The sequence below is a fragment of the Brasilonema sp. UFV-L1 genome, from assembly GCF_012912105.1.
Classification (GTDB): Bacteria; Cyanobacteriota; Cyanobacteriia; order Cyanobacteriales; family Nostocaceae; genus Brasilonema.
This window is the reverse complement of record NZ_QMEA01000002.1, coordinates 28,689-54,307: the sequence shown is the minus strand read 5'-3', so window position 1 is coordinate 54,307 and position 25,619 is coordinate 28,689. Positions and strand designations below refer to the sequence as shown.

Annotated in this window: 26 protein-coding genes and 1 pseudogene; 7 read left to right on the top strand and 20 right to left on the bottom strand. The window is 42.1% G+C overall.

Annotated elements, in window-relative coordinates; translation table 11 throughout:
• Nucleotides 1-133 precede the first annotated feature (133 nt).
• The 9 genes and pseudogenes from DP117_RS01020 to DP117_RS00980 form a co-directional block, all read right to left on the bottom strand.
• A complete protein-coding gene (locus DP117_RS01020) occupies nt 134-1,171 on the bottom strand; it encodes a metal ABC transporter substrate-binding protein (RefSeq protein ID WP_248277477.1) in 1,038 nt (345 codons plus the stop codon).
• A 193-nt stretch (nt 1,172-1,364) separates the two neighbouring features.
• Nucleotides 1,365-2,933, bottom strand: a complete 1,569-nt coding sequence (locus tag DP117_RS01015; RefSeq protein WP_169216475.1) for a mechanosensitive ion channel family protein — start codon at nt 2,931-2,933, stop codon at nt 1,365-1,367.
• A 449-nt stretch (nt 2,934-3,382) separates the two neighbouring features.
• A complete protein-coding gene (ureE, locus tag DP117_RS01010; protein ID WP_169216573.1) occupies nt 3,383-3,835 on the bottom strand; it encodes an urease accessory protein UreE in 453 nt (150 codons plus the stop codon).
• Nucleotides 3,836-3,872: 37 nt separating this feature from the next.
• Nucleotides 3,873-5,303 (bottom strand): sodium/proline symporter, encoded by a 1,431-nt coding sequence (locus tag DP117_RS01005; protein WP_169216474.1) that lies wholly within the window; start codon nt 5,301-5,303, stop codon nt 3,873-3,875.
• A 529-nt stretch (nt 5,304-5,832) separates the two neighbouring features.
• On the bottom strand, nt 5,833-6,060 hold the full coding sequence (locus tag DP117_RS01000) for a transposase family protein (protein ID WP_339381188.1): 228 nt from the start codon (nt 6,058-6,060) through the stop codon (nt 5,833-5,835).
• A gap of 1,251 nt (nt 6,061-7,311) precedes the next feature.
• On the bottom strand, nt 7,312-7,938 hold the full coding sequence (locus DP117_RS00995) for a Uma2 family endonuclease (RefSeq protein WP_169216572.1): 627 nt from the start codon (nt 7,936-7,938) through the stop codon (nt 7,312-7,314).
• Nucleotides 7,939-7,952: 14 nt separating this feature from the next.
• Nucleotides 7,953-8,132, bottom strand: coding sequence for a hypothetical protein (locus DP117_RS00990; protein ID WP_169216473.1), 180 nt, complete (start codon nt 8,130-8,132; stop codon nt 7,953-7,955).
• 92 nt (nt 8,133-8,224) lie between these two features.
• Nucleotides 8,225-8,395, bottom strand: coding sequence for a hypothetical protein (locus tag DP117_RS00985; RefSeq protein ID WP_169216472.1), 171 nt, complete (start codon nt 8,393-8,395; stop codon nt 8,225-8,227).
• A gap of 281 nt (nt 8,396-8,676) precedes the next feature.
• Nucleotides 8,677-9,060 (bottom strand): annotated as a pseudogene (locus DP117_RS00980) (hypothetical protein); the annotation flags it as partial.
• Between the two features lie 468 nt (nt 9,061-9,528).
• On the opposite strand from DP117_RS00980, the gene DP117_RS35860 reads away from it, so the two are divergent.
• Nucleotides 9,529-9,861: a zinc ribbon domain-containing protein gene (locus tag DP117_RS35860; protein ID WP_339381187.1), complete on the top strand. Its 333-nt coding sequence runs from the start codon at nt 9,529-9,531 to the stop codon at nt 9,859-9,861.
• Entirely contained in the window at nt 9,786-10,037 is a 252-nt protein-coding gene (locus tag DP117_RS00970; RefSeq protein WP_169216436.1) for a hypothetical protein, read from the top strand. The genes DP117_RS35860 and DP117_RS00970 overlap by 76 nt, the downstream gene beginning before the upstream one ends.
• Before the next feature lie 5 nt (nt 10,038-10,042).
• Here the strand turns inward: DP117_RS00970 and DP117_RS00965 are convergent, their stop codons facing one another.
• From DP117_RS00965 to DP117_RS00930, 8 genes are all read right to left on the bottom strand, one after another.
• Entirely contained in the window at nt 10,043-10,963 is a 921-nt protein-coding gene (locus tag DP117_RS00965) for a manganese catalase family protein (protein ID WP_169216471.1), read from the bottom strand.
• A gap of 304 nt (nt 10,964-11,267) precedes the next feature.
• Complete coding sequence (locus DP117_RS00960) at nt 11,268-11,609, bottom strand: cupin domain-containing protein (protein WP_169216470.1); 342 nt, start codon at nt 11,607-11,609, stop codon at nt 11,268-11,270.
• Between the two features lie 90 nt (nt 11,610-11,699).
• On the bottom strand, nt 11,700-12,905 hold the full coding sequence (locus DP117_RS00955; RefSeq protein WP_248277475.1) for a Gfo/Idh/MocA family oxidoreductase: 1,206 nt from the start codon (nt 12,903-12,905) through the stop codon (nt 11,700-11,702).
• A 43-nt stretch (nt 12,906-12,948) separates the two neighbouring features.
• Complete coding sequence (locus DP117_RS00950) at nt 12,949-14,118, bottom strand: zinc-dependent alcohol dehydrogenase (protein ID WP_169216469.1); 1,170 nt, start codon at nt 14,116-14,118, stop codon at nt 12,949-12,951.
• A 91-nt stretch (nt 14,119-14,209) separates the two neighbouring features.
• On the bottom strand, nt 14,210-14,770 hold the full coding sequence (locus DP117_RS00945) for a hypothetical protein (RefSeq protein ID WP_169216468.1): 561 nt from the start codon (nt 14,768-14,770) through the stop codon (nt 14,210-14,212).
• Nucleotides 14,771-14,912: 142 nt separating this feature from the next.
• Nucleotides 14,913-15,617: an SRPBCC family protein gene (locus DP117_RS00940; protein ID WP_339381179.1), complete on the bottom strand. Its 705-nt coding sequence runs from the start codon at nt 15,615-15,617 to the stop codon at nt 14,913-14,915.
• Nucleotides 15,618-15,777: 160 nt separating this feature from the next.
• The gene (locus tag DP117_RS00935; RefSeq protein ID WP_169216467.1) at nt 15,778-16,869 is read right to left on the bottom strand and encodes a DJ-1/PfpI/YhbO family deglycase/protease; all 1,092 of its coding nucleotides are present in this window, start codon (nt 16,867-16,869) and stop codon (nt 15,778-15,780) included.
• Nucleotides 16,870-16,972: 103 nt separating this feature from the next.
• Nucleotides 16,973-17,374, bottom strand: a complete 402-nt coding sequence (locus tag DP117_RS00930) for a DUF2267 domain-containing protein (RefSeq protein WP_169216466.1) — start codon at nt 17,372-17,374, stop codon at nt 16,973-16,975.
• Between the two features lie 617 nt (nt 17,375-17,991).
• Here DP117_RS00930 and DP117_RS00925 point away from each other — a divergent pair.
• Nucleotides 17,992-18,402, top strand: coding sequence for a DUF6335 family protein (locus DP117_RS00925; protein WP_169216465.1), 411 nt, complete (start codon nt 17,992-17,994; stop codon nt 18,400-18,402).
• A 97-nt stretch (nt 18,403-18,499) separates the two neighbouring features.
• Here the strand turns inward: DP117_RS00925 and DP117_RS00920 are convergent, their stop codons facing one another.
• Nucleotides 18,500-19,375 (bottom strand): SDR family oxidoreductase, encoded by an 876-nt coding sequence (locus DP117_RS00920; RefSeq protein WP_169216464.1) that lies wholly within the window; start codon nt 19,373-19,375, stop codon nt 18,500-18,502.
• Nucleotides 19,376-19,661: 286 nt separating this feature from the next.
• Here DP117_RS00920 and DP117_RS00915 point away from each other — a divergent pair, with 286 nt between their 5' ends.
• Nucleotides 19,662-20,153, top strand: coding sequence for an orange carotenoid protein N-terminal domain-containing protein (locus DP117_RS00915; RefSeq protein ID WP_169216463.1), 492 nt, complete (start codon nt 19,662-19,664; stop codon nt 20,151-20,153).
• 368 nt (nt 20,154-20,521) lie between these two features.
• Here the strand turns inward: DP117_RS00915 and DP117_RS00910 are convergent, their stop codons facing one another.
• Nucleotides 20,522-20,917: a hypothetical protein gene (locus DP117_RS00910; protein WP_169216462.1), complete on the bottom strand. Its 396-nt coding sequence runs from the start codon at nt 20,915-20,917 to the stop codon at nt 20,522-20,524.
• Nucleotides 20,918-21,252: 335 nt separating this feature from the next.
• Here DP117_RS00910 and DP117_RS00905 point away from each other — a divergent pair, with 335 nt between their 5' ends.
• The 3 genes from DP117_RS00905 to DP117_RS00895 all read left to right on the top strand — a co-directional run bounded on the left by DP117_RS00905 (nt 21,253) and on the right by DP117_RS00895 (nt 23,651).
• Nucleotides 21,253-21,678, top strand: a complete 426-nt coding sequence (locus DP117_RS00905) for a hypothetical protein (RefSeq protein ID WP_169216461.1) — start codon at nt 21,253-21,255, stop codon at nt 21,676-21,678.
• 223 nt (nt 21,679-21,901) lie between these two features.
• Nucleotides 21,902-22,447 carry an EF-hand domain-containing protein gene (locus DP117_RS00900; RefSeq protein ID WP_169216460.1) on the top strand — a complete coding sequence of 182 codons (546 nt, stop codon included), beginning with the start codon at nt 21,902-21,904 and terminating at the stop codon, nt 22,445-22,447.
• A 163-nt stretch (nt 22,448-22,610) separates the two neighbouring features.
• Entirely contained in the window at nt 22,611-23,651 is a 1,041-nt protein-coding gene (locus DP117_RS00895; protein ID WP_169216459.1) for an LD-carboxypeptidase, read from the top strand.
• Between the two features lie 357 nt (nt 23,652-24,008).
• On the opposite strand, the gene pepP is transcribed toward DP117_RS00895, so the two are convergent.
• Nucleotides 24,009-25,319 (bottom strand): Xaa-Pro aminopeptidase, encoded by a 1,311-nt coding sequence (gene pepP / locus DP117_RS00890; RefSeq protein ID WP_169216458.1) that lies wholly within the window; start codon nt 25,317-25,319, stop codon nt 24,009-24,011.
• Nucleotides 25,320-25,619 lie beyond the last annotated feature (300 nt).

Below are 25,619 nucleotides of genomic sequence, written 5' to 3'. Positions count from 1 at the left end.
TCTTTGTCGGTAGTTCACCTGATATCTCCATCTTTTGATTAATATCAAATTCACTTAACTACTTAATCATTCAGATCTCTTTGCGTCCCCGCATCAGCCTTTAATGATAAATATTCAACAGGTTGTGATCTGACTACTTTCTCTGTAACCCCTTAATTAGCGTGGTCACATTATGTTCTAGTAACTTAAGATAAGTTGGTGCTGGACCATCTGGCTTAGAGAGGGAATCTACGTAGAATACCCCGCCAAACTTAGCACCCGTTTCCTTAGCAACTTGACGTTGTGCATCATCATTTACCGTACTTTCACAAAAAACAACAGGTATTTTATTTGCCTTAACGGTGTTGATCACTTTTTCCACTTGTTTTGGAGTGGCTTGTTGTTCCGAATTCACCGCCCACAGATAAACTTCTTTCAAACCATAATCGCGGCTAATATAGGAAAACGCCCCTTCACAACTGACTATGTAGCGTTTCTCTGGGGGAACGACTGACAGCTCTTTTCTCAGCTTTTGGTCAATCTCCTTAATCTTCTGACTGTATGCTTGAGCATTAGTCTTATAGGTATCTGCATTCACTGGATCTAAATCTACCAGTGCTTTACGAATATTTTCTACATAAGTTAAAGCATTTTGTGGCGACATCCACGCGTGAGGATTAGGTTTACCTTTGTAAGCATCCTCCGCAACTTCCACAGGCTGAACTCCTTGACTCAAGGTGATATGAGAAACCTTGGGGATATTGTTGTAAAATTTCTCCGCCCAGCGTTCTAAGTTTAAACCATTATCTAATATCAAATCTGCTTTTTGCGCTCTGACTAAATCGCTAGGAGTGGGTTCATAACCGTGAATTTCCGAACCCGGCTTGACAATTGATTCCACAATCGCCTTGTCTCCTGCGACATTTTGCCCCATATCTGCAATGACTGTGAAGGTTGTAAGAATGACCTTTTTGTCCTTTTTCGCCGGATTCACCGAATTCGTTGGGTTTGGTGTTGCATTTATTTGCGATCGCTCATCAGGAGGTGTGGGACTGCATCCACTCATCCAAAGCCCTAATACCAACCCAGAGGCGATCGCGATCGCCTTGAGTGAGTCTCTTTCTGGGAGCACTGCCAATAAAGGTACGTACTGCGTTAGTCGTGCTTTACATTTGTTGAAACTTAATTTCATTTATGCATTTTCATATTGTTCTCATTTTCCCAAAACTTTACCATAAGGTGGGTAAAAATGAAACGCAGATTTTTACACAAATTTAATCCGAGCTTCTGCAATATTGACTGCCTTGGTAGGAACGCTGATGTTACTCATTGATAAATGGCAGCGTCCCTGCCTTAAGTCAGCTTTGTAGATGGACTCTTAAAAACTAGAGTGACAGATATGCTCGCCGTAATTGCCAAGCCAGTTCTCGATTCACTTCACTCTCCACTCGGTTACCGCGCTCAAAGTGCTCTAAAGTAATATCGTCCACGTAAAACTTGACACTAAAGTTCTTACTCATTCCTTCCCGGACTTCACTTAACCATATTTTCGGTTCTTGCCACTGATTACGAGTGGTCTTAAAATTCTCTCGCATCCAACTTGATATCTGCATCACAGCATCATCTAAGCGAGTCTCATCACCAGAGGGGTTACTGAATTTGCGGAACAATTTGTTCACTTTGCGCTTGAGAAACTCAATTTTCTGCTCCCACTGCTTTGGTAAAATTTCATAATCCTCTGGTAACAAGTCTGGATCTTTCAACCAGAAGGAATACCATTGTCTGATTAGCCCAATGAGTTTTTCTTCACCAACTTTATCTTGAGCCTCCTCTAACAAAGCTCGCCGTCGTTTTGTCATCAGATTGGACATCGTATCCATGCCAATCATTTGGCAAATCTCTAAAAAGTCTCCCTGCATCCGTCTAATTTCGTTAGCATCTAAACCTCCCTTTTCCAGATAGCTAATTTTATTTGACAGCGAGTCGAATGCCTGTTCAATTTTCATTAACTGTGTGTTCAGCTTTTTCTCCGCTGACAATCGTTGATGTCCCGCTTGTCGCTTGTGTTCTACCCTGACTGGATCTCCAGACATGCCATATAACTGATCAAGAAACTCAAGCTTTTGATCAATCAAACCTAATGTGTCTGGATGTGCTAAAACCACAGCCTGCATCAATTGAATCACGCGAGCAGGGTCAGCATCGCTGGTTACAGGGACATTCAGAGTGTAATAGTAGTGGGAAGTGGGACGGCTTAAATTGAGAATCTGTTGCCTGTGCAATGCAGAATTAGGGACATACAATTCACAGTGCTGATTAAAGACGTACAAGTTGGTGACTCGCAATCCAACCTTTTTAATGACACTCTTAGTCCCATCAGCTAAAGTAATGACATCACCGAAGCGGAAAGGTGTATCAATCAACAGCACTAAGCCGCTGAAGAAGTCAGCTAATATATTCTGTAGGGCAAAGCCAAGAATAAAAGCAGCTCCACCAACTGCTACCCACAGTCCTGTTAGATCAATCTTAATCGCCTGCAAGCTTAATACACCCCCAATCACATAAATCACAATTGGGAGTGACGACTCCATAATCGGTATAATAACATCATCCCATTGTGCCTCACTCGTTTGGGCAAATTGCTTGAGAGCGTAGACCACCACTTCATTCAACAGTTGAGCGACCCAATAGGTAACCGTGATGACAATCACGGCTGTCAATCCTCGTTCTACCCATGTGATGATCGATGTTGACTTTAGTTGAGCAAGAGCAATTTTGAAAAAGCTTAAGATAGCAATAATTAAAATCGGTATCTGAGACACGGACAGAGCAACGCTGCCAATATCCATAGAAGCTCGACGAAACCAAAAGCGTAATCCGTAGAAGATAAAAATGTAGAGTGAGGCAAATACAGCCAGTGAAATAAAAATTGGCTCAGTAGCAATGCTGTTCATGAGTGATGAAGGAAACTGAATAAAAATATTTTGGAAACTTCCATAATCATACTGGATACTAGACTTTACACTAAAAAGCAATCGCAAAAAGTAAAGTAGCCAGTGATTTTTGTGTATAGAAATACATTCTGCGTTTTTGACTGTCACATTGCAAAATTACTGAAAATATGACTTAGTTAAAGTATCAATAATATTTTTTAAGTAATAATACAGTTTCTAATTGAGAATAGAAATTTTTTATGCTGTTTTTAGCCATCAAAAAAACAGTCAAAACCTCTAGCAGCTAGTTGAGGTGTATGAAGATGGGATAAAGCTAATACGGTTCGGATAAGCACCCCGACAGAAACCTGGTTTGGCAGAAGTTACCGAGTTTCTATGCACGCGAACTACCCTTAACCGAATCATATTGGAATAAAAGCGTTCTTATATTTCTTATATTGTGTCCGGTACTAATGACTTTCGTGAGTGTGATGATGTCCATAAGCACCAGTTTCTGGCTGAAATGCCACAGTTTCCTCTTTCACTTCTAGTCCCAGTTGTTCCAACATAATGCGTAAAACTGAATCAGGAGATAAGCGTAAATAAGTTGCTTTGATCTCCACTGGGACATGACGGTTTCCTAAATGGTATGCTGCCCGTAGTAAATCTATCGTTGTTTGGGCAGTGACAGTGAAAATAGGTTCTGGCTTAGCAGTAATTCTCACTCTTACATCACTTGTTTCATCTTGCAGAATATCCCCATCCTGTAATACCGTTCCTCGTGGTAAACGTAAAAAGACTGCTTCCCCATTTTCTGTCTCAAAACGATGACGGCTGCGGGTGCGTTCTTGAGCCGTCAACGCCAGAATCAAAGTCACTGCTGTTTCAGGGTTTGGTGGTTTACGTTGAGTAAAGGTCAACATCATCTTTTTAAGTTGGCTAAAACCTATATCGAAAATCCTACCCCTCTTCTCTGTGCTTCTGTGCAGTTTGTCTAAAAATTCTTGCAACCAAATAAACTAAGAAACCCGCTGCTATCCCTGGAAGCACTTCGGAAACAACAGAAGACAACTTGAAGACTAAACTCCAACTTATAGCTGCTACAATACCAACACTCATCATTAATATTGCCACAGATGCATTGACAGGAAATTTCCAGGTGCGTAACATCAACAATGGACCTAAACCTGAAGCCAAAGCTGACCAAGAAAATATGACTAAGAGAAAGACATTTTTATCGCCTGCTAGAGCAATATTTAAAACTATGATTGCTACAGTTAGCGTTCCTAATTTTACCAGTTTGTAAGAATTGGCAAAGTTAGGAAAAATGTCTTGGGTCAGTGCTGCAGAACAACAGAGTATTTGAGAATCTGCAGTAGATAAGATAGCAGCAAATACTCCTGCTAGCATGAGTCCAACAAAAATTGAAGGCAATAATTTTTCTGCTAAATAAAGCAAAGCTAGCTCTGGATCTCCCCCAGTCATCAATTCTGGTAAGAGTACTCGCGCTGCCAAACCTATGGCCAGCGCCGAAAAAGAATTCACCAGACCACAGATGGTTTTAATATTGAGAGCTCGATTTATACTGTTAGGCGAGTCAATCGCCATCGCCCGTGTTAATATATGAGGCTGACCCACTACACCAAACCCAGCAACTATCCAACCAACAAAAAAGGGCACAAAACCCAGAGGGAGATTTGTAGGACTAAAACTAACCAGTTGTGGGTCAATAGCTGCTAGTTTTGTCCAAAGTTCTCCTAAGCCACCACAGTTAATAACTGCAACAATTAACAGCAACAGCAATGAACCAATCATAATGATTCCTTGTGCTGCATCTGTCCATATTTCGGCGCGGACACCTCCAGAAAAACAGTAAATCACAACGATGATCGCGCCAAGCACACTTCCTAGATAGTAATCCCAACCAAATACCACATTAAGTGTTTTGCTCCCAGCGACAAGCTGTGATGCAGCATAAGAACCAAGAAAAGCAATGATTATGACACCTGAGACAATAGAAATCCATCGTCTACCAGAGGTATTATAAGCAAGCAAGGCAGAGACTGTATCAGAAGAAGTTTCCTCAGAAACTTCTCGCAAACGCTTGAAAAAGAACCACCAAGCAAGGTAATCTCCTATCGCCCAGCCAATCACCAACCAAATAGAAGAAATTCCTATTTTATAGGAAAAACCAACCTGACCGAGAAACAACAAGCCACTTTGACCCGTTGACATCGCTGACAGTGCTGTCAGCCAAGGATTTACCCCTCGACTGGCTAGCAAGTAATCAGCAGTTGTGTTTTGCTTGCGGCTTGCAGAGTAGATTCCAACAAAGGTAATTAAGGCAAGAAAGCCGATAAAAGTCACTGCAATAAACAGTTGATTAGCCATAAAGAATAAGGGAAGTCTTGTCAGAGAATTTGGAGTGTTAGCACTGCACCGAATAATCCCTCAATGCTACCAACTCAAGAATATTAACATTTATGGTACGTAGTGCCAGTTGCGTAAGTCCTGTGCATGTAACAGTACCGAATAAAGGCAGTAGATGAAATTAGTAGAAGCGCTAGAGGTACGGTTCGTCATTTTGGTAAAACGATCATCTGGTTTTTCATCGTATGATGTTTCTTCTTGCCCTTCGGGTTCGCAGTTGCTGTAGCCTGTGGAACCCGTCCACCGCACTGCTCACCAGAGTAATACTTTTTCTTGAAGCTCGCCGGGGGAAGCTTCCCCCGGCAGACTTCGCTCTTCATACTCTCCAGGTCTCTCTCTGGGCTGCTCACAACTATCTACTATTAGTTCAAAATCTGTTAAAATTTCTTTAACAATCTCGTAGTCACTAGCGTTTTTTTTACCGCATTGTCCCCTAAAAATTGGGCAGGCTATGGCGTTGGGTCACGCTACGCTATCAAAGCTTCTCGATTTATCGTGGAGTCAAGACGGGATATCGTAATAAGCCTGCCCAATTTTTTCGTGTTAGACCCCGTACCTGTTCAAGCAAACTCGATGGTAACAGTTCTCGAATGAGTGGGAACCAGTAGTTAAATGTGTCGTTTGCGGTTGTTTCACTCACTCCAAATTGAATGCCTAGCAATTGAAATGTTGTGAATTGTCGCAGATGTATCAAAGTTAAGAGAATTTGCTCTTCTATGGATAGCTTTACCTTACGCCCACCTCCTTTGTTTATAAGAATGCCCGTTGAAAACCCTGTTCTTTAGGACAGGGATGAAAACGGTTTAAGGCGTTTACGCCTCAGTCACGGGGTCTTACACGTAAAAAATTTAGCACGAGCGCATTACGATATGCGTCTTGTCCACGCACTTTGTCCCCTAGAAATTGAGCCAGCCCTAATACAACGAGTACCCGACTTGGAAGACAGATCCACAAAAAGAGGGCTGGCTCAATTTCTTCGTGTTAGACCTCGACCCCACGATTAATCGAAGGGCTTGAGGGCGTAGCGGGGTTCCTCCTTGTGAAAAAGAGCCAGCCTTATAACTACGAGTACTCGTTTTGGAACACAGATCAACAAACAAAGGAAGCTCCCAAGGGGAGCCGCTGCGCTAAGGCTCTTTTTCTTTGCCCAAATGCGACGCTAAATTTTTAGGGGACAATGCGTCATTAAAAATTTGGTGAATCATCAACGTGGATAATGAGGCTAGTGGTACATTAAAAGAGTCAGACAAGACATAAAAACCTACTTCCGGGCTGGAAGAAAGTTACGGCTGAAATAACCACACAGGAGATGAGCCAGTGCCTTGCCAAGAGTTGTCTGAGCGGAGGTTTCCTCCGATCAGAACTTGGAGGGTTCCCAAGCCACTGCGTTGGGCGGGTTTCCCGACAGTCCCGCATGTGGCGTCCCGTTGTGGCACCTGGCGTATCAATACGCCCTAAGAGGCAAACGTGTTGAGCCTAGCAACCTGAGCAATCAGGATATTAAGACCCAAAGCTCTTAAGAATCTCTGCGGCTAAAGCCGCAGAGAGTGTCAAAATTCTAATCTTTCGTGCTTCGACTTCTGCCTGCTTTTGGTTATGTAATGCGATTGCCGCAGGCGCAGCTAGCTTAACGCTTGCTTTCTTAGTTGCTCTAGCTGCTCGTACTTCAGACCAACCAATCGCTGTGTTTCTTGGGGATTTTGTTCGATGTACTCTGATACAGAACTCATGTTCTTATTTTCGTAAAAGTTTGTTGAGTCTTATTTTACCGCAGCCATGCTTATATTTCGGAGATGTCTAATACTTTGCGTAAATTTATGCTTGAGAACTTTAACACGATTTGGCACATTATAAGTAGACATTTTTAACAGCCTCGCTGTCTTCCAATCTAGTTTGCCTGGACACAGGAGGCTTTTTCTACGTGGATAGAATTGTTAAGTTTTTTACTAACTCCTCGGAAAGCGATCGCTTATCGAGCGTGCCATTCGTTCCTTAACCACCTTATTGCCTCACTTGTTGTCTGCTCACTTGCAATTAGGAGACATTGCCGTACAATTTCTGAAACGTTAGGAAAGTAACTGCTTTCTGCAAGTGCGTAACTTTCACCCTGCAATCTGTAAACTAATAGCTGCTTATTCTTCAGCAGCCAGACTTCTGGCACTTTATAAGGGAGATAGTCATTAATATCGGTATAACTAGTAACATCTACCTCAATCACTAAATCTGGTGAAGGGTCATTCTGCCAGTCGATACGGTTCTTGCCTACTACGGATCTCCAATTTTCAATATAAAAGCAATAGTCAGGCTCAATGCCGCTAACAAGAGGCAAGCTCATGGTGATAGGCGTAAATGAGTCGTATCTTTGCTCTAAACTATCCAGCAAAACCTTAGCAATATCTGCCAGCAAGCTCGCATCTCTTCCATGCTCTGGTAGCGGTGCCATCAGCCAAATCTCTCCCAGTCGATATTTGATACGAGGTATAGTGCGATCGCCTAACTGTGTTTGCAGCTTTTGATAGTCTTGCCAGTTTCCCAAGAGTTTCAAGATAGCACCAGGAGGCAATTCGATTCTTTCTGGTGTAATTACGGTATTCATAGCTGCTGCGTTGGTCATTTGTCCTCCTTTCCTTCCATCCACTTCAAAGCCAACATACGCAAGACATGAGCCATGTTGCTGCCAGCATCGTTGCAAATCGCTTTGAACTGCTGACGTTCCTCCTCAGTAAAGAATGCTTGCACTGTTACAGCACCTGTTGTACGGCGCGTCAGTTCCGATTGGGTCTGAATCATATACTCAACACTGTCAGGACAAAAATGAGATTCATTATAGCTGTTTTTGTCATGACAAGCGAAAATGAAGTTTTGCGAGCGCTCAACTTCATTTAAGAGTGACCACTCCCATTCACCTGCTTTTTTCGACTAACCGCCTCCAATACAATCCCCTCCAGCAGATTGGCAACGCTTCTGCGTTCCTGCCTTGCCCACTCTTCTATAAAATCTTTGCTCTCCTCATCCAACGTGAAATTCAATCGAGGTTTATTTGTCTTAGCCATTTATGTGTAATTTGTTTGTTCTTCTATAGCTTACGGTATTGTACCGAAACAATGCCAAGGGTTTCGTTGAATGCACCACGAAGAATAGTAATAATCTTCGGCATTTATCTTGATAATCTTCGGCACTCTTCGTTATATTCAATTTGTGAGCCAAGAACGGCAGCAACAACCAAAAGCGCCACCAGATAACAGTCCCCGCAAAGCGGTAAAAACAGGAACTGATAAAACGCCAAAGGTAGACACCGTAAAGCTTATAATAATTCATCAGAACCTTGAAAACCCAAAGTCTTTAAAAGAGCTTGCCACCCTTGATTGCTGAGACTATGGCACTCGTCAATAATGAACACTTTGTATCGACTTTCTACTGGGGCAAATTGACAGCGCTCTATGATTTCTCTTATGTTTTCAACACCAGAGTTGCTAGCGGCATCTAATTCGACTACGTCCAAGGATGACCCGTTGGCGATCGCCTGACAAGAGTTACACTTACCACACGGTTGAGTGGTAGGACTTTCTACCTCCAAGCAATTGAGAGATTTGGCGAGGATGCGAGCGCTGGAGGTTTTGCCAGTACCACGAGAACCTGTGAACAGCTATGCTGGGGTAATCCTTCCAGAACTGATAGCATTGCTCAATGTGGTGGCAATAGCTTGTTGACCGACTAGTAAATCCTAATCGTCGATCACCGGATATAGGCGTTTGAGCTTTAACAGGACTTACGCAACTGGCACTGCCAGTTGCGTAAGTCCTGAATATCTAGGTCTGCTTGTTTGCGATCAGCCGGAGACTTGACGCTAGCCCCGATAGGCAACAGCCGTGCCGCAGGCATAGGGGGCGCGCTCGTCGCAAAGCGTCCCGCCCTCGGGATACGCAAACGCGTATCGCGTACTACTGGATCTTGTTTTCCTTTGTGACTCTTCCTTCCCCGTTTCCAAATGACCACGCCAGTTGCTTCAAGTCGGCATCCCCGCCGAACGCACTGGCTCCCCTTTTTTTGAGCACCCGTCTTAATCTGTCGGGACTCATTTTAACGGAGCGTTCACCGTTTCACCAAACCCGGAAAAACTGCGGTGCCTCATTACAAGTAACGGGTTTTAAGCCCGTGTTGAAGCGGAAAAAAGGTATACCTAGAAATAGGTCGTTTCTTCCCCTCCTCTCATTTGTGTAATGTTACGCTGCTACCGCTCGAAAAGATGGATCTCTCGGTTCGCTCATTTTCTTGTCCACACTGCAATACGCACCATGACAGAGACATAAATGCAGCGATTAATATCAGAAATGAAGGTTTGCGGATATTGGTGAGCCAGTGCGGTCTTGGGGAGCCAGTGCGTTGCCAAGAGCAGCGCCTTGCCAAGAGTTGTTTGATCGGAGGAAACCTCCGATCAAAGCTATGCCCTCCCTTGCCCGCTGCGCTATCGGAGGGTTCCCCCCGTTGTGGCGACTGCGGGAGGTTCCCTCCGTTGTAGCACAAGCGCGTGTTTCCCCAAGTGGAGCAACTGGCGAACTCGTAAGAGCGTTGGGAACCAGCGCTACTGCCCTTGGAGGGGGTGTAAGACCAAAGCGGTTTGGACGAAAGTCTACGACCGGGGCGGCAACTCCTGATGAATTGGGAAGCCTACATCGTACCGCAAGGTCGGTGTAGGTAGTTCAGCTACCGATAGTCGTGCGATTAATCAAAGGATCAGCGCTACCTTGTGCTTGTTTGTTTAAAGGCGTCCCGTGCAGTCTTGGATCGCTTTGAGGAGGTAATGGTTCTGGTCCTAGCGGTTTAGGATTTTCTACATACTGGAATTCACCTTTACCGTCTGGAGAAGGACCTTTTGCCCAGCGACCTTCAGAACTTTCTGTACCTTCAGAATGATTCCAGAACTGATAAGCAAACTCGCGCTTCTCCAAGTCTAATGGGAAAGAACTGGGAACAGGGGTTGTTTCTAGTCCGGATTGTTCTAAATCCTGAACAGCAGCTAGCCATTGGTTTTGATGCATGGTGTCACGGGCTATCATGAAACTCAGGGTATCTTTAACTCCTGGGTCGTTGCTCATTTCATACATTCGCACTGCTTGTAAGCGTCCTTGAGATTCGGCATGCAGATTTGACCGAAAATCTGCCAAGAGGTTACCACTTGCAACGATAAAGCGACCGTTCCAGGGGAAACCGACGCTGTCGGATGGCATAGCACCCAAACCAGAGACAATCGCGTGTTGGGGATTCATAGCTGCCCCCATGATATCTGTAATGACATCTTGTGGATTGGTACCACCCATAACCGCACCCACTACTGGGTCTTTTGCACCATCTTCTTGCAATTTGATGGGTGCTTTATCTAGAAGGTGAGCAATCATCGTAGCAAGCATCTCAACGTGACCGATTTCTTCGGTACCAATATCTAAAAGCATATCGCGGTATTTAGCAGGCCCGCGACAATTCCAACCCTGGAACAGGTACTGCATCATCACGGTCATTTCACCAAAAGTACCGCCGATGAGTTCTTGAATTTTCTTCGCGTAAATAGGGTCTGGTTTTTCTGGTGCTTTGAAATACTGTAGCTTCTTGGTGTGGTAGAACATTATTATTACCTAATTAGTTAGACATAGGTCTGGCACAAAATCAGACTAATCTGATTCTTGTGCTACCTATGATTTCTAGGAAACTCATTTAAGACTTGCTGTACATCACTCTATGGTTCAATAAAAACTACAAAAAAAATAGTTAGAAAATAAGTAAATTGATTGAGGGCATCTCGTTTCTTGATAAGTCAAAGAATGCACCTTCAGAGGCTCTAACTATTAGAAAATCAAGAAAAAACCAAAAGCTTAGCTTTTGGTTTAATATGAGTAAGAGCGAATTTCGTCAAAAGTTAATAGGTATAAATTAATTCTCGTCTCGACCATGAACTTGGGCAGGTGGATGAGTTGCCTCAACAGCGGTCAATGGTTCTAGAATTTTATAAGTGTGGGATGCTCCTTTTGGCACGACCCAGGAACTTCCTGGCTCTAGTAAAACAACTTGACCTTCAATGTGCAATTCGGCACGACCAGTGATGACATAACCTACAGTTTCATATTCGCGTGTTGCTAGTTCTTTGGGTTCACCAGGTTGTTCATTTTCCCAAAGACGCATTGAAACAGATGTGCCAGATGCAAGATACTTTTGACCCTGTTCACCTTTGGGAGAATAGGCGGAGTCTACTTTTTTAACGCTTGTGTCAGCCATATTTGTTTCCTCAGTTAGGTTTATGGAAAACGAACCGCGAAGGACGCGAAGGACGCAAAGAAAGAAAAGGAAGAGGAGAGTTGGAGAGTGCTAAACTTTGATGGTTTTGCCTGTGCGGGCGGCTTCGTAAATGAGCTGCATAAGTTTAACGTCTTGCAAGCCTTCTTCGCCGGGGGTTTTGGGTTGTTTGTTCTGTATGATGGACTCGGATAGGTGATCCATTTCTAGGGCGAACTGGTTCTTTTCTTCAATTTTTTGCTCTTGGTTACCGTTTTTGTCCTTAATTGTTAGGCGATGTTTGTAGTAGTCGGTTGCTGGGTCTAATTCTAAGACAGCGTCAGATCCGAAAACTTGTATGCGTTTGGTATTTGAGTAGCCGTAGCTGGAGGTGCAGTTGGCAAGGACGCCGCTAGGGAAACGCAGCACGAAGTTGACATTTTCCTCGACTTCTCGAAAGCGGGGATCGTCAGGAGTGCTGTACGTCATGGCACTAATTGCTACGGGTTCCTCACGAGTGATGTACCGTGCTGCTTGTAAGCTGTAGACACCGATGTCGTAGAGGGAACCGCCGCCAGCAAGTTTTTTTTGCATCCGCCAAACGTCGGCGGGATCTTTGGGGTTGAGATTTCGTCCGTGATCTGAGGTGATTAACTTGAGTTTACCAAGTTTGCCACTTTGAGCAAGTTGAATGGTGGCGAGGTTGTATGGTTCGTATTGGGCGCGGTAAGCAATCATTAACTTGCGGTTTGCTTTTTTTGCCGCATCAATCATTGCTTGGCATTCTTCTACCGTGTTCGCCATCGGCTTTTCACACATGATGTGTTTGCCTGCTTGCGCTCCACGAATACTATATTCTGCATGCATGCCGTTGGGCAAGATGATATAGATAATATCTACTTCAGGGTTGTTGCGGATAGAGTCATAGTTCTGGTATTTATAAATATTTTTGGGATTGACGCCGTATTGCTTTGCATACTTTTCGGCTTTCGCGCTATCGCCACTCACTAAAGCCACTAATTTTGAACTCTTGCACTCTGCAAACGAGGGCATTATCTGCTGGGTAGCAAACTTACCCAAACCAACAACTGCCCATCCTAGCTTTTTGTTGGGAGGCACAGAAGATGGTTCGTTAGATGGTGCTGCTTCTGATTGGGCTAAGGTACGAGCCGGTTTGATAATATGTCCAAGTGTCCCAGCAACACTGAGTCCCATGAACCCAAAGCCTACTTTATGTAAAAGAGAACGGCGGGATAGTTCTTTTTTTAGAGATTCAAACATAGTTTGGTTATTAGTCATTAGTTATTGGTCATTTGCAGCAAAGGACAAATGACCAATACTGTTAAGGTTTGAGAACAACTTTGATACAGTTGTTTTTCTTGTGCTTAAAAATTTCGTAGCCGTAGGGCGCTTGTTCTAGGGGAAAACGATGAGTGATGACAAATGATGGGTCGATTTTGCCATTTTGTATGTGCTCAAGTAAAGGACGTAAGTACTTGTGAACGTGGGTTTGTCCTGTCTTGATGGTCAAAGCTTTGTTCATCGCAGCACCCATCGGCACTTTGTCTAAAAAGCCTCCGTAAACACCCGGTATTGATACGTGACCGCCTTTACTACAAGAAAGAAGGACTTCACGCAAGGCTGTAGGTCTATCTGTTTCTAAACGTACTGCTTGTTTTGCTTTGTCGTATAATGCCATAAAGTCTGTGCCGTGCGCTTCCATCCCGACTGCATCAATCACAGCATCAGGACCACGACCACCAGTCATTTCTTTGAGAGCCTCCCCAACATTCACTTGTTCATAGTTGAGGACTTCTGCCTTGCCTTGTTCTTTAGCCATTTGCAGACGTTCGGGGATACGGTCAATGGCGATCACACGTTCTGCACCCAGCAAATAAGCACTCTTGATTGCAAATTGCCCAACTGGTCCACAACCCCAGATGGCAATAACATCACCAGGTTTAATGTTGCAATTTTCCGCTGCCATATAACCGGTTGGGAAAATATCTGTTAAAAACAATACTTGGTCATCCGTTAAATTATCAGGAATTTTGAATAAGCCTACATCGGCAAAGGGTACTCTGGCGTATTCTGCTTGACCTCCAGCGTAACCACCTAACATATGAGAGTAACCAAATAGACCAGATGGTGAATAACCCATCAATGTTTCTGCCATCCAACCGTTGGGGTTAGAATTGTCACACAATGACCAATAATCTCGTTTGCAAAAATAGCAGTTACCACAGGCTATTGTGAAGGGAACAACAACGCGATCGCCTACTTTAATTTTCTTAACTGCACTACCAATTTCAACGACTTCCCCCATAAACTCATGACCAAGGATATCACCCTTTTCCATTGTGGGGATGAAGCCGTCGTAAAGATGCAAATCAGAACCGCAAATTGCTGTTGAGGTAATTTTGACAATGGCATCACGCGGGTTAATAATTTTTGGATCTGGCACTGTTTCGACTCGCACATCATTAGCACCATTCCAACAAACTGCTTTCATAAGTCTTTAATCCTTAGTCATTGCTCATTTGTTATCAAGGTGTAGGGACTTAGCGCACCCTACACCATGAACTTTACTTGTCGAACTTTACTTATCTAACTCTGGGAGGTTCTTGATAGTATCCTTCTGATTTTCCAGTTACAGGCTCAACTGTCTTTTCAACTCTTTTTTCTGTTGATTTCAAAAATTCTTTTGTGCTGCGAGGAACTTCTTCATCAAGATTGAGTTTTTCACGAACATTATCAGCAACTTTTTTGAGAGGGTTTTCGTTATTTTGAGATAGCTTATGGCTGTTGCTGAAATTGTCTTCATTAGGTGTTGCTTTGTAATAAATACCTTCTGGAGTTTTTACAGCGTCACCCACGTTGCGAGAAACTGATTCAGTAACGTTGTTAACTTTTTCGCGTAAATTTTCAGCAGTTTCTTTTAGGTTGTTTCTGGATTGCTCAAACTGCTTGTTGTCGTTGCTGACGTTATCATTATTATCGATATTGCCACTACTGCCTGTAGGTGTTCCTTTGTAATAAATACCTTCTGGGCTTGTGACGGTGCTGTTAGCTTGAGCTTGTAATCCGTTATAGCCAAAAGCTTGCATGACAAAAAATGTTAAACCAACCAGAAAAACTGTCAGAATTTGACGTAAACGATTCATAATAATCCTCCATTGTACTTTACTTGACTTCTGGTCATTAGCTTGTCTGAATTATTTAAGCTATGACTACAAACTAAAGACCAAAGCTTTAACTGTTAACAGAACTTGAAAAGCTCAAAGTCCTGCCTTATTTCTTTTGACTTTATTGCTTACCTGTTGGTTGTCCCTCAGTGGTAGCAATTTCGCCTGCTTCCATCAACATCTTGAAACGGCGTAAATCATCTCCTATTTGTTGTTCTGGCTCTTCACCAAAAAGTTTGGCGAAAATAGATGCTAAAGCACCACCAGGCGGGTTATATTCAACAACAACTTTGACCTCAGTTCCACGGTCACCAGGAGCTTTTTTGAAGCGGACAAAACCAGAGTTGTCAATGTCTGCACTTTCCACAGAAGCCCAAGAAATCAATTCATTTTCCCGGTCTTCAATAATATTTGCATCCCACTCTACACTTGTACCTAAAGGCGCACTCGCAATCCAGTGAGAACGCTTATTGTCGTGTACCTTTACAGACTTGAGATGCTTCATAAAATGAGGCAGATTTTCAAAGTTATGCCAAAAGCGGTAAAGCTCATCTGCCCCTTTATCAATTGTTACTGTCTTTTCCACTTTGATAGCTTGACTCATACCGCCGCTGATTGCTTGCTGTGCTTGCTTAATCGTGCTTTGTTTAGTTGCACCTTGATAAATTAATCCGCCTCCTGCCAAAGCCATCAATACTCCCCTAAGAGAGCGTTGACTTAACCCAAGCAAAACCATTGCGCTACCGCCAATTAATGTCGCCCAACGCTCTGTTTCACTGGCTTGTGTCTGACCCTGACCCTGCTGATTTTCCCATGTTGATGCCACGTTCTTCCCTCCCTCGACTCTTGAAAACGAACCATTAAACCAAGGCTAGTAAGCGCTGGGGGCTAGTTTCCTGATTTGACACGACTACCCGTCATAATGTCAGATCCTGATATTTTTTTTCTTTCTACTTTGTGCCTATATGGTTCGTTCCACAAAGACTTTACATCGTGACAGCAGCTCCTGTTGTCGGTTTAGCAGACTTCAGTTGTGCGCCTACCCGCGTCCGATACAAATCTACAAGTCGCTGTTCGTACGTCAACAGATCTTTGTGGATTTGTGTGAAAATGGCAGTTGAAACTGGATCAGTTGTGGCTGCTATCAAATTGCCAATATCACCGATACCTGTTTGTACGTCACCCAAAGCAGAACGCAACTGATAAATATCGTCGCTTCCTGTCAGAGCTGTTTTTACCTTCGCGTACTGGTTAGCGATATTTGCTGCTAAAGAAGGCTTTTCACCCAGTTCATTCAAACGCGTTTCTAAAAATTCGATGTGGCGCTGTTTATTACCAATCATCTCCTGAAACAGAGATTTTATTTGTGCATCCGATTCTTTCTCGCTATATTTCTCCAGCGCTTCTTGGGAATAACGCTCACCAGAAAGAACTGTATTTAAAGCTTTGACAATCTCACCCTTGGTGGAACCACCCCAAGCATCAGCTAATTTCCACCATTCAGCTCTTGTGTCTGTTTCATCTGGCAAAGCTGCATCTTTACCACCATAACCTAGACGACTTAGTAGAGCTGTGGAGAAAATTGACAAATCTCCCGGATGACGTGATGTAATTAAATTTCCATCAATGACTAAAGGTTCATCTATATAATCAGCACCCGCATTAATCATATCTTTGCGAATTGCCAAGAAACCAGTGGCTTTTTTGCCCTTGAGTAAGTCGCCTTCAATTAAAACTTGTGGTCCGTGACAAACTGCAGCTACTAATTTTCCTTGCTGCATCGCTTCTTGCACAAACCTGACTGTATTGGGGTTACGCCGCATTTTGTCAGGAGCCATTCCACCGGGAATTACCACAGCATCAAAATCAGAAGCCATTGCTTCAGTTGTGGTACCGTCGGCTTGCTTAGAAAGTTTTCCTTGTTTCCCTTTATAAGTTTCGTTGACGCGGGAACCGAGGACAACGACTTCTATTCCTGCTTGCTTGAATGCATTGTAAGGAACTTGAAATTCCGAATCTTCCACATCATTTTCAATGAGAATAGCAACTTTTTTCTTACTAATATGATTGTTGAGCATTGATGATTCTCCTTAATTTCTCTTCATGACCTAGAGTATTCAGTTTTACAAAAGCAGTTCTTGATGACACTAAAATGTAATATAAACAAAACACCCAGTCATTTTATGCTGTGACTTCACTCGTTGGTGATATTGGAAAAAGTTCTGCATAATCCTCTGAAAAATTTGCCTGAAAATCTTTAAATTCACCAGGTGTTACTGCATTTCTCAACACTATGAATATAGACCGTACATGAATTGCTGTTGCGATTGGATCTACTCTCTGTTTTTCACTCACACGAGTAATAAACTCTTGCATAGAGAAGTGTTGCCCATTTTCACCTTCTCGCCCATACAAATATTTACCCAATTCATTTGGTAACTGTGCTGCTAAATCTTTTGCTTCATCGCCAACAATACGCTCTTTGATAGTTAAGAGCGTTGCATAAGTTGCACACTCCGCTTCTTCACGAGAATTCAACTGAGCTACACTTTGGACGTGCTTAATAAACTCGTCGTATTTCACTACTATATGCCTCCACTAATCTCAACTAAATACTTGAGTGAAGTCAACTGTTAGTCTTGATTATCTATAGTAAGTTTAAAAATCAATATTTTTTTCCTTCGACTGACTGATTTTTTAATCATGCATACATAATATCTTTTTAAGAAAAGAGTCAGAATTTATGATGTTGGATATCTATATCAGATAATCAAGAGATAGATATCCATGTCATAAATCCCAACTTTTTATCACTCGACCATGAATTCATTTACTCTTGTAATTATTGATCTTAATGACTAATTTTTAGTCGTTCTTTTGGAAGATTTTTTTAGATCTTCAGTAAGAATTTTCTTTTCTTTTATATAAAAATATATAAAAAATCATAAAAAGAAGGTAGTTATGAGTAATTCTATGAAAGTTATCAGCCAAATACTTTAATAACCTCCACTTCCTTAAACTCATAACCCTCCATGAAGTGGCTAGAACGTGAATTGATACATACAAGACTATGTATCAATGAGTCGCTTCTCTTCATTCTTAAGGAAGAGATTGTTTTATCTCGGAAGTCATACTTCTTTCGGAAGACCACCGTCTGAAGAGAAAGCGCTATCGTGAGGATGCAGCAAGGACTTAGGATTATGGCAGAAAAAAAAGATTTCACACAGCAAAATAGTGATAACGAACATGAAACGGATGATTTACCGCAAGAAATTACTGAATCTTACGGAACTGGTGTTCACACAGAACCAGGGTACAACATTGGCGATCATAAACTGCAAACCGAGATCAAAAGAAATACTGACGCCAATCCAGAATTAACAGCACTAGATGTGGATGCGGCTTGGGAAAGAGCAGCAGATGTAGGTGATGAAGCTGTTGGTGGTACTGTTCCTACTCCCGATCAAGATATTGTTGATGAACTTGGTGCTGCTGTTGGGATGGAAATGGACGACAAAGCGTTTTTACGAACAACAGACATTTTTGAGCAACGTGACGATAACCGCTGGGAATTAGACCCAAAGTCTTCACAAGATTATGAAGAGAGATAGAGAGATGGGGAGATGGGGAGAAATTCAAAATTCAAAGTTCTTTTTTTTGAATTTTGAATGAGCGAATTTTGAATTTTGAATTGTTTAGTCCCCTTGTCTAGATTAGAGTCTTTGTTTCTTTGTTCTCCAATCCTTCACGGGAGTGATCGAGGCGTAATTCGCCCTTGGGTTCTAAGCGTAACCAGAATGGTGTATCTGCCCCTGCTGCTCCTTTTGCAGTAGTTACACCACCATCAGCCAGCCACAATGCACCTGTGACATAACTTGCTTCATCGGAAGCTATGAAAGCATAAACATTTGCGATTTCCTCTGGTGTACCGCGTCTTGCCATCGGTGTGGCGTCAATGAGAGTTTTTTCCATCTTGGCGTTCATCGGTCCGTCTTCTTTATGTGTCCAAGCAGTATCAATAGCACCCGGACAGATGCAGTTAGCACGGACTCCATGTTTTGCTTGTTCAACAGCAACGCCAAGCATGAAAGAATGCATCCAGCCTTTGGTTCCACCGTAGGGCGTATTGTATGCCAAACCGTTATAACCTGCTTCAGAACCAGCAGACACGATATTACCCCGCGTTTTTTGTAAATGCGGTAGTGCGTATTTTGTCATCAAAAACGCAGAACGGATGTTCATGCGGATAGTTTCATCAAAGATATCAATGGGATAGTCTTGAGTTTCGCCTGTAGCAAGAAAAACTCCAGCGTTGTTGACCAGGATATCTAATTTGCCATAGGCATTAATAGCTGTTTGTACGCAATTTTGAGCGTGGAATTCTTGTGAAACATCTCCTGAATAGGGTATTGCTTTACCGCTGTAATGTCTAATTGAATTGACGACATCCTCAATTGGATCATCGGCTAATCCATTAACAACAACTGATGCTCCTTCTTTGGCAAATTTGTGGGCGATCGCCTCTCCAATACCGGTACCCGCTCCTGTAATGATGGCTACTTTTCCTTGTAAACGTCTTTCCATGTTTCAACCTCCTGAAAATTCATTCAAAAACTCGTTTTTCTGAATAAACAAGCCTTTTGATGGATGTTTTTTGTTTTGGATTTGGAGTGTTTTGCAATCACTTAACAACAAAAATGTAGAACTATTGTGAGGAGCATCTTCAGCTTTGTTCCTCATTTTTAAGTCCTTCGCTTTCTTATTGTTCTTCTCTTTGATTTAGATACATCTGTCTTCAGTGGGGTTAAACACCAAATGTACGTTTGATAGCTTTGCTAGTGTTGGTGATTAATTGCAATCGGAGTTTTTTATGACATTTACTCAAACTAGCGATCCAAATATCCGCGAATGTGTGACAGCGTTTCAAGGTTTGAACGTGGACGAACAGCTAGCTTTGTTTTGGTTCATTTACAAAGAAATGGGTAGTTCTATTACACCTGCTGCGCCTGCAGCTAGTACTGTTTCTCCAGATGTTGCTGAAGGTTTGTTTAATCAAATTAAGGAATTATCCCACGAACAACAGTTGCAATTTCAGCGTGACTTGATTAACAAAGCAGATAATCAATATTCTCGGATGTACGGCTCAATGAGTGATACAACCAAACTACTTTTTTGGTATCGCTTAGCTCAAGGCATGGAAAACACCACTATCATTCCTATGCCTTCAGACTATCAGCTTTCTTCTCAAGCTCAACAACTACTCAACAAAATTAAGCTCATAGATTTTGAGCAGCAAATTAATCTTTTCCGTGATTACGTCTCACCTATGGGTGCTGAACCAAAAGCAGGTGCCGAAGTGTAGAAGTTCCTATTTTTCAAGCAGCATAATCTTTGGCAACTAGCCAATAAAAAACATAGATAAGCACAGATATCAATAGCATGTTAACTCTGTGCTTATCTATGTTGTTTCTCACTCAAAAATATTTGCACCCTATAATAGCCGTCACGCCTATGACTTAGCATTTTATAAATGCTCTATTTTTTTGCATGGATTTTCATCTCTCCTTAGACAGGTATCATACTTCCTTCCCGCCAGAAGAATACCTCTTTTTTAACTGCAACCAGGTACAGAGAACACAAATAGAGGAATAACTTACTACAGGTCATCTTATTAGACCGGGAAGGAAGTAGGGTGTTATCCATTTAAATTGCACATTAACTATTAATACCTTAATACCAACCACATTCTGACGTAGTGTATGGCTTATATTCGTTAGGAACAACTTGTTTTTGACCAGCAAATTCTCTTCCAGAATAACCGTCATTAAAACCACGGCTAAATTCCCCACCAGCAGTACGGGGCTTGTACTTGTTTCCTCTTCTTGCACTCTCTTGTCCTTGACGATAGCCATCAGCATAAGCTTGAGGATGATACGCAGGGTCTTCGTCTATAAGCCAGTGAGTCACAGGATAGCAGTAACTGATTGGACTTCTATAGAATGGATAGTATCCATGTGGAAGATAGTGATTGTAACGTCGAGAGTGAGCTTGAATTGGCTGATTGTCAAGCAAAAATCCACTAATAGTTGCTATGGCTAGCAGACTAGCCGTAACAATCTTTTTCATAGGTCTAGTCTTAAATGTTAATTAAATTATTATCTTTTTAAGATATCGCTCACAATCTTGAGATAACATCACCTGATAGGATGACCCTTGTTACACTCAAATTTGCTTGTCACCGTTCCTTACGCTTACATTACGAACATAGATTTGAGCGGTGGTTTCCAGTGCTCAAACCTCTCTCAAAATTAAAAATTAAAAATTAATTGTGATTTTTGAATGAAAAATTTATTAATTCTGTTATTTTCTGTTATTTTTGGATTCAATTCGCAAATCGCAAATGGATAAAGTTGAGCGAATGAGTGGAATATGAATTTTGAATTATCCAAAGAGGTAACACTGTGAGTCGTTTAGATAAAAAAAGATTAGAAGCTATTTTGGCAGTTGCTACCTACGCTGTTGGTAGTGGTAGCGCCACGGTTGCGCCAACTCCGGGCGTAGAAATTCCGAAACAGTTTATATTAACTGCATCTGATGTTTTGATGTACACCAGTATCTGGAGAATTTATTTTGAAGAAGATTTATCCAGTAAGGGACTGTCAGAAATGTTGATGGAATTGGGTTTTGTAACAGTAGCAGCAACGGGGACAGCCTATATTGTTGGCAAAGCAAGTACGGCAATACTGAAGGAAATTACTAATTGGACTGGACCACTTGGATGGGGTCTTTTGGCAGCAATCTCAGGTTCTATAACTGGTTTATTTGGAGCTGCATGGGCATTATATTGCGACCATCTTTACTCACAAAAAGAGTCTCGAACGGCTTAAGATAAGAACTTACTTTGTAAAACTTCAGATCTATACTTGCCGAAGCAAAGACATAGCGTTACAGCACCACGAATGAAAATCTTTATTTTCGGAGTAGAGTAAGGCAGGCGATCGCCTCACAAGGATTTTTCCTACTTTTTGTAAAATATTTGAAAATTTACAAAAATTGTGGTATTAGTTGAAATGAAAAGTAAGCACGACTTTTTGTGAGGGTGTCTAACTCATGATAGATGAACTCCTAAAAAAGAAATGGATAGCTTTCTTCCAAGCCGTAGATGCCGATAAAAACGGATTCATAGAGCGAGAAGACTATGAGAAAATTACTGCTCGATTTGCGGCGATACGTGACTGGAAACCCGGTTCACCCGAGTATGAAAACTTGCATAATAAGCTTATCTTTTTGTGGGAAAAATACTGGGTTTGCGCCGATCTTAATCAAGACAATAAAATCTCTTTAGATGAATTCCTTGAAACTTGCAGAAGGCAATTCGCTGTAGATTATGCTTCTGAAGAAGCAGCTTGGGAACAGTCGATGCCGGCTTTGTTTGACGTCATAGACATTGATGGTGATGAGAAAATTGATTTAGAAGAATACAAGCAGTTTCTCACGGCATATGGTTTTAATGTGAGTGGGTACGAAGAAATTTTTCAACGACTCGATGCGAACGGTGACGGTTATATTTCCAAAGAAGAGTATTTGCAGCTGATAAAGGAGTACTGTGGGGTGGATCCAGAAGCTGCTGGAAACTGGTTTTTTGGTTATTACTGATATCGATGGGAGTTTTTTTAGAACTTTACCCTTAACACCAGGCAGTATCAATTATCCATTTTTTCAAGTTTCCGGCGATTAGCGATCGCCTTTTTTTTCCTTTTTTACGCTACTCTATCTTTTGTCTGTCTTGTTAATGCGTAAGTTTTAAAAACTTTTTCTGATGAACCGTCGTCATTTTCTTTTAAATTTAGTCGCTACTTCTTCATTTTTTGCCTCTCCATTTCAGTTAGCAAAAGCAGCACGTAAACCACTATTGAAACCCAAACGTTTGCAATCAGGGTCTATTGTGGGTATTGTCAGTCCTGCTGGTGCGACATTTGTCCGCGAAGAACTTAATATCGTCATAGATGCAGTTAAGGGATTAGGACTTGTTCCCCGACTCGCACCTCATGTACTTGAACGGTATGGTTATTTAGGAGGTAAAGATAAAGACCGCGCTGCTGATATTAATCAGTTTTTTAGTGATTCATCTGTCGCCGCTATTTTACCAATTCGCGGTGGATGGGGATGTAGCCGGATGTTGCCTTATCTTGATTATCAGCGCATCCGTAAAAATCCGAAAATTTTGGTTGGTTTCAGTGACATCACTGCTTTAATTCTCGGTTTGAATGCTCAGACAAACCTGGTAACATTTCATGGTCCGAATGGATTGACTTCTTGGAGAAAAACTCAAACAGATTATTTTCGCCGTATTTTATTTACCGGTGAAGCTGTAACTTTTCAAAATCAGAAAGATGGCGACGATTCTGATCGTCTTGTGCAGGTTAAGTATCGCACACAAACCATCACTTCTGGTAAAGCAAAAGGGCGGCTGATTGGTGGAAATCTTTCTGTTTTATCAGCTATTGTAGGTTCTCCTTACTTACCCAATTTCAGCGGTGCGATTTTATTTTTGGAAGATACTGGCGAAAATATTTACCGCATTGACCGCATGATGACTCACTTGAAAATTGCAGGTTTATTTGACAAACTCGCAGGTTTTGTTTTTGGACAATGTTCTAATTGTTCACCAGATGCTGACTACGGTTCTCTCACTTTAGAAGAAGTTGTCTGGGATCATATTCAACCACTCGGCATTCCTGCTTGGTATGGTGCGATGATTGGTCATGTTGAAAATGTGCTGACATTGCCTATTGGTTTAGAGGTCGAAATCGATGCTGATGCTGGGACGATTCGGATGTTAGAATCTGCAGTCGAATGATAAGTCACCCCCTTCGGGGGAATTCAAAATTCAAAATCACCGATAGCGCAGCGTGCCCGGAGGGCATAGATTGGATCGGAGGAAACCTCCGCTCCAACTTCTCTCAAAATTCAAAATGAAATACCCCACGCAAGTTGCGGAGGGTACGCTGCGCGTTAGCCCTCTGGGCGTGCGCTTTGCGCATACGCTGAATTCGCTCATTAGAAATTCAAAATTGTTTTTTCATTTTTGAATTTTACATTTTCGTAGAGTGCAAGGACGCAGCGGAGCCGGAGCCGCTCCGCCTCCGGTCCATTTTGAATTCAAAAAAGTCAAGGTTGAGGTCTCAAAAGGTGAGCATTGTGCCCACCTTTGTGTTTATCTTTCTACTTGTGCGACTTCCTTAGGCACACCAGCAGTCAACACTTCATGACCTGTTGTTGTTACCAAAACATCATCCTCAATACGAATACCGATACCAACCCAACGTGAATCTGTCTCTGGTTGGTCTTCTGCTAGCTTGGTATCTGGGACAATATAAAGTCCTGGTTCTACAGTTAGTACTTGACCTGGTTGTAAAATCTGTGGTTTCTCATCACCATGCTGATAAACACCCACATCATGAACATCTAAACCAAGCCAATGACCAGTACGATGCATATAGTATGGCTTGTATTTTTCTTCTTCTATGAGCTTGTCGATTTCACCCTTGAGGATACCAAGTTCGACTAGGCCTTCTGTCAAGACGCGCACGGCAGTATCATGAATTTGTTTGTAGGGGTTACCTGGTTGCACTTGGGCGATCGCCTGCTTTTGTGCTTCTAAAACTATCTCATACACTGTCTTTTGTTCTGGCGTAAATTTACCACCTACTGGAAATGTACGCGTGATATCAGAGTTGTAATAACCATAAGCACAACCAGCATCAATCAACAGCAACTCTTTGTCCTGCATTTGTCGATCATTTTCAATGTAGTGCAGGATGCACGAATTGACTCCGGAAGCAACTATTGAGGGATAAGCTGGTCCAAGCGCACCTCGCAGACGAAAAATATATTCTATTTCTGCTTGAACTTCGTACTCATAGCGCCCTGGTTGTGTAAATTTCATCGCGTGATTGTGTGCTTCAACTGCAATCTCAGCAGCTTTCCGCATCAACTCCAATTCTGCTTGACTTTTCATTAATCTCATGCTGTGCAGAATTGGACCAGTATCTTCAATGGCGATTGGTCCTGTTCCCCGCTTGGGATAAGTCCGCATCAAATGCTGCCAATGATTCAGGATTGTATCGTTGAAAGTGCGATCGCGTCCTAGGTGGTAGTAAATGCGATCAGCTTTTTCCAAATACTGCGACAACTTTTCATCAAGTTCAGTAATCGGATATGCTTCATCTGCACCGTACATCTGTTTTGCCGCTTCTACCCCACAACGATAACCACTCCAGACTTCTTGCTCCCTATCTTTCGGTTGTACGAACAACACAAATCGATGTTCTGAGTGTGATGGTGCTAATACTGCTACTGCTTGCGGTTCGTTAAACCCAGTCAGATAATAAAAATCGCTGTCTTGACGAAAAGCGTATTCAACATCGTTGTGCATCACGGCTGTTGGCGCGCTGCGAAAGATTGCAGTACCATTCCCAATTTTTGACATCAACTGCTCACGGCGCTGCCGATATTCTGCTTGCATAATTCTGAATGTCTGAATGTATTTTTTGATGACCTATTTTTTTTCAATAGTATAAATTTTTCAGTAAGATTCAGTACTGACCAAAATTTCAATCAACTATACATTATACTTTTTGATAGATTATTTATCGTAATTATACAAAGACTATGGTATTGTATATTAAGTTGGTTATGAAAAGTAGATTCATATATACTATCTACTGACCAGGTGCTCGCCACAGTACTACTTTGTTAGAATAAAGACATAGATTGTATGAAGTAGTACAAAGTTATTTGAGTAAAAAATCTCAAACGATGTTTG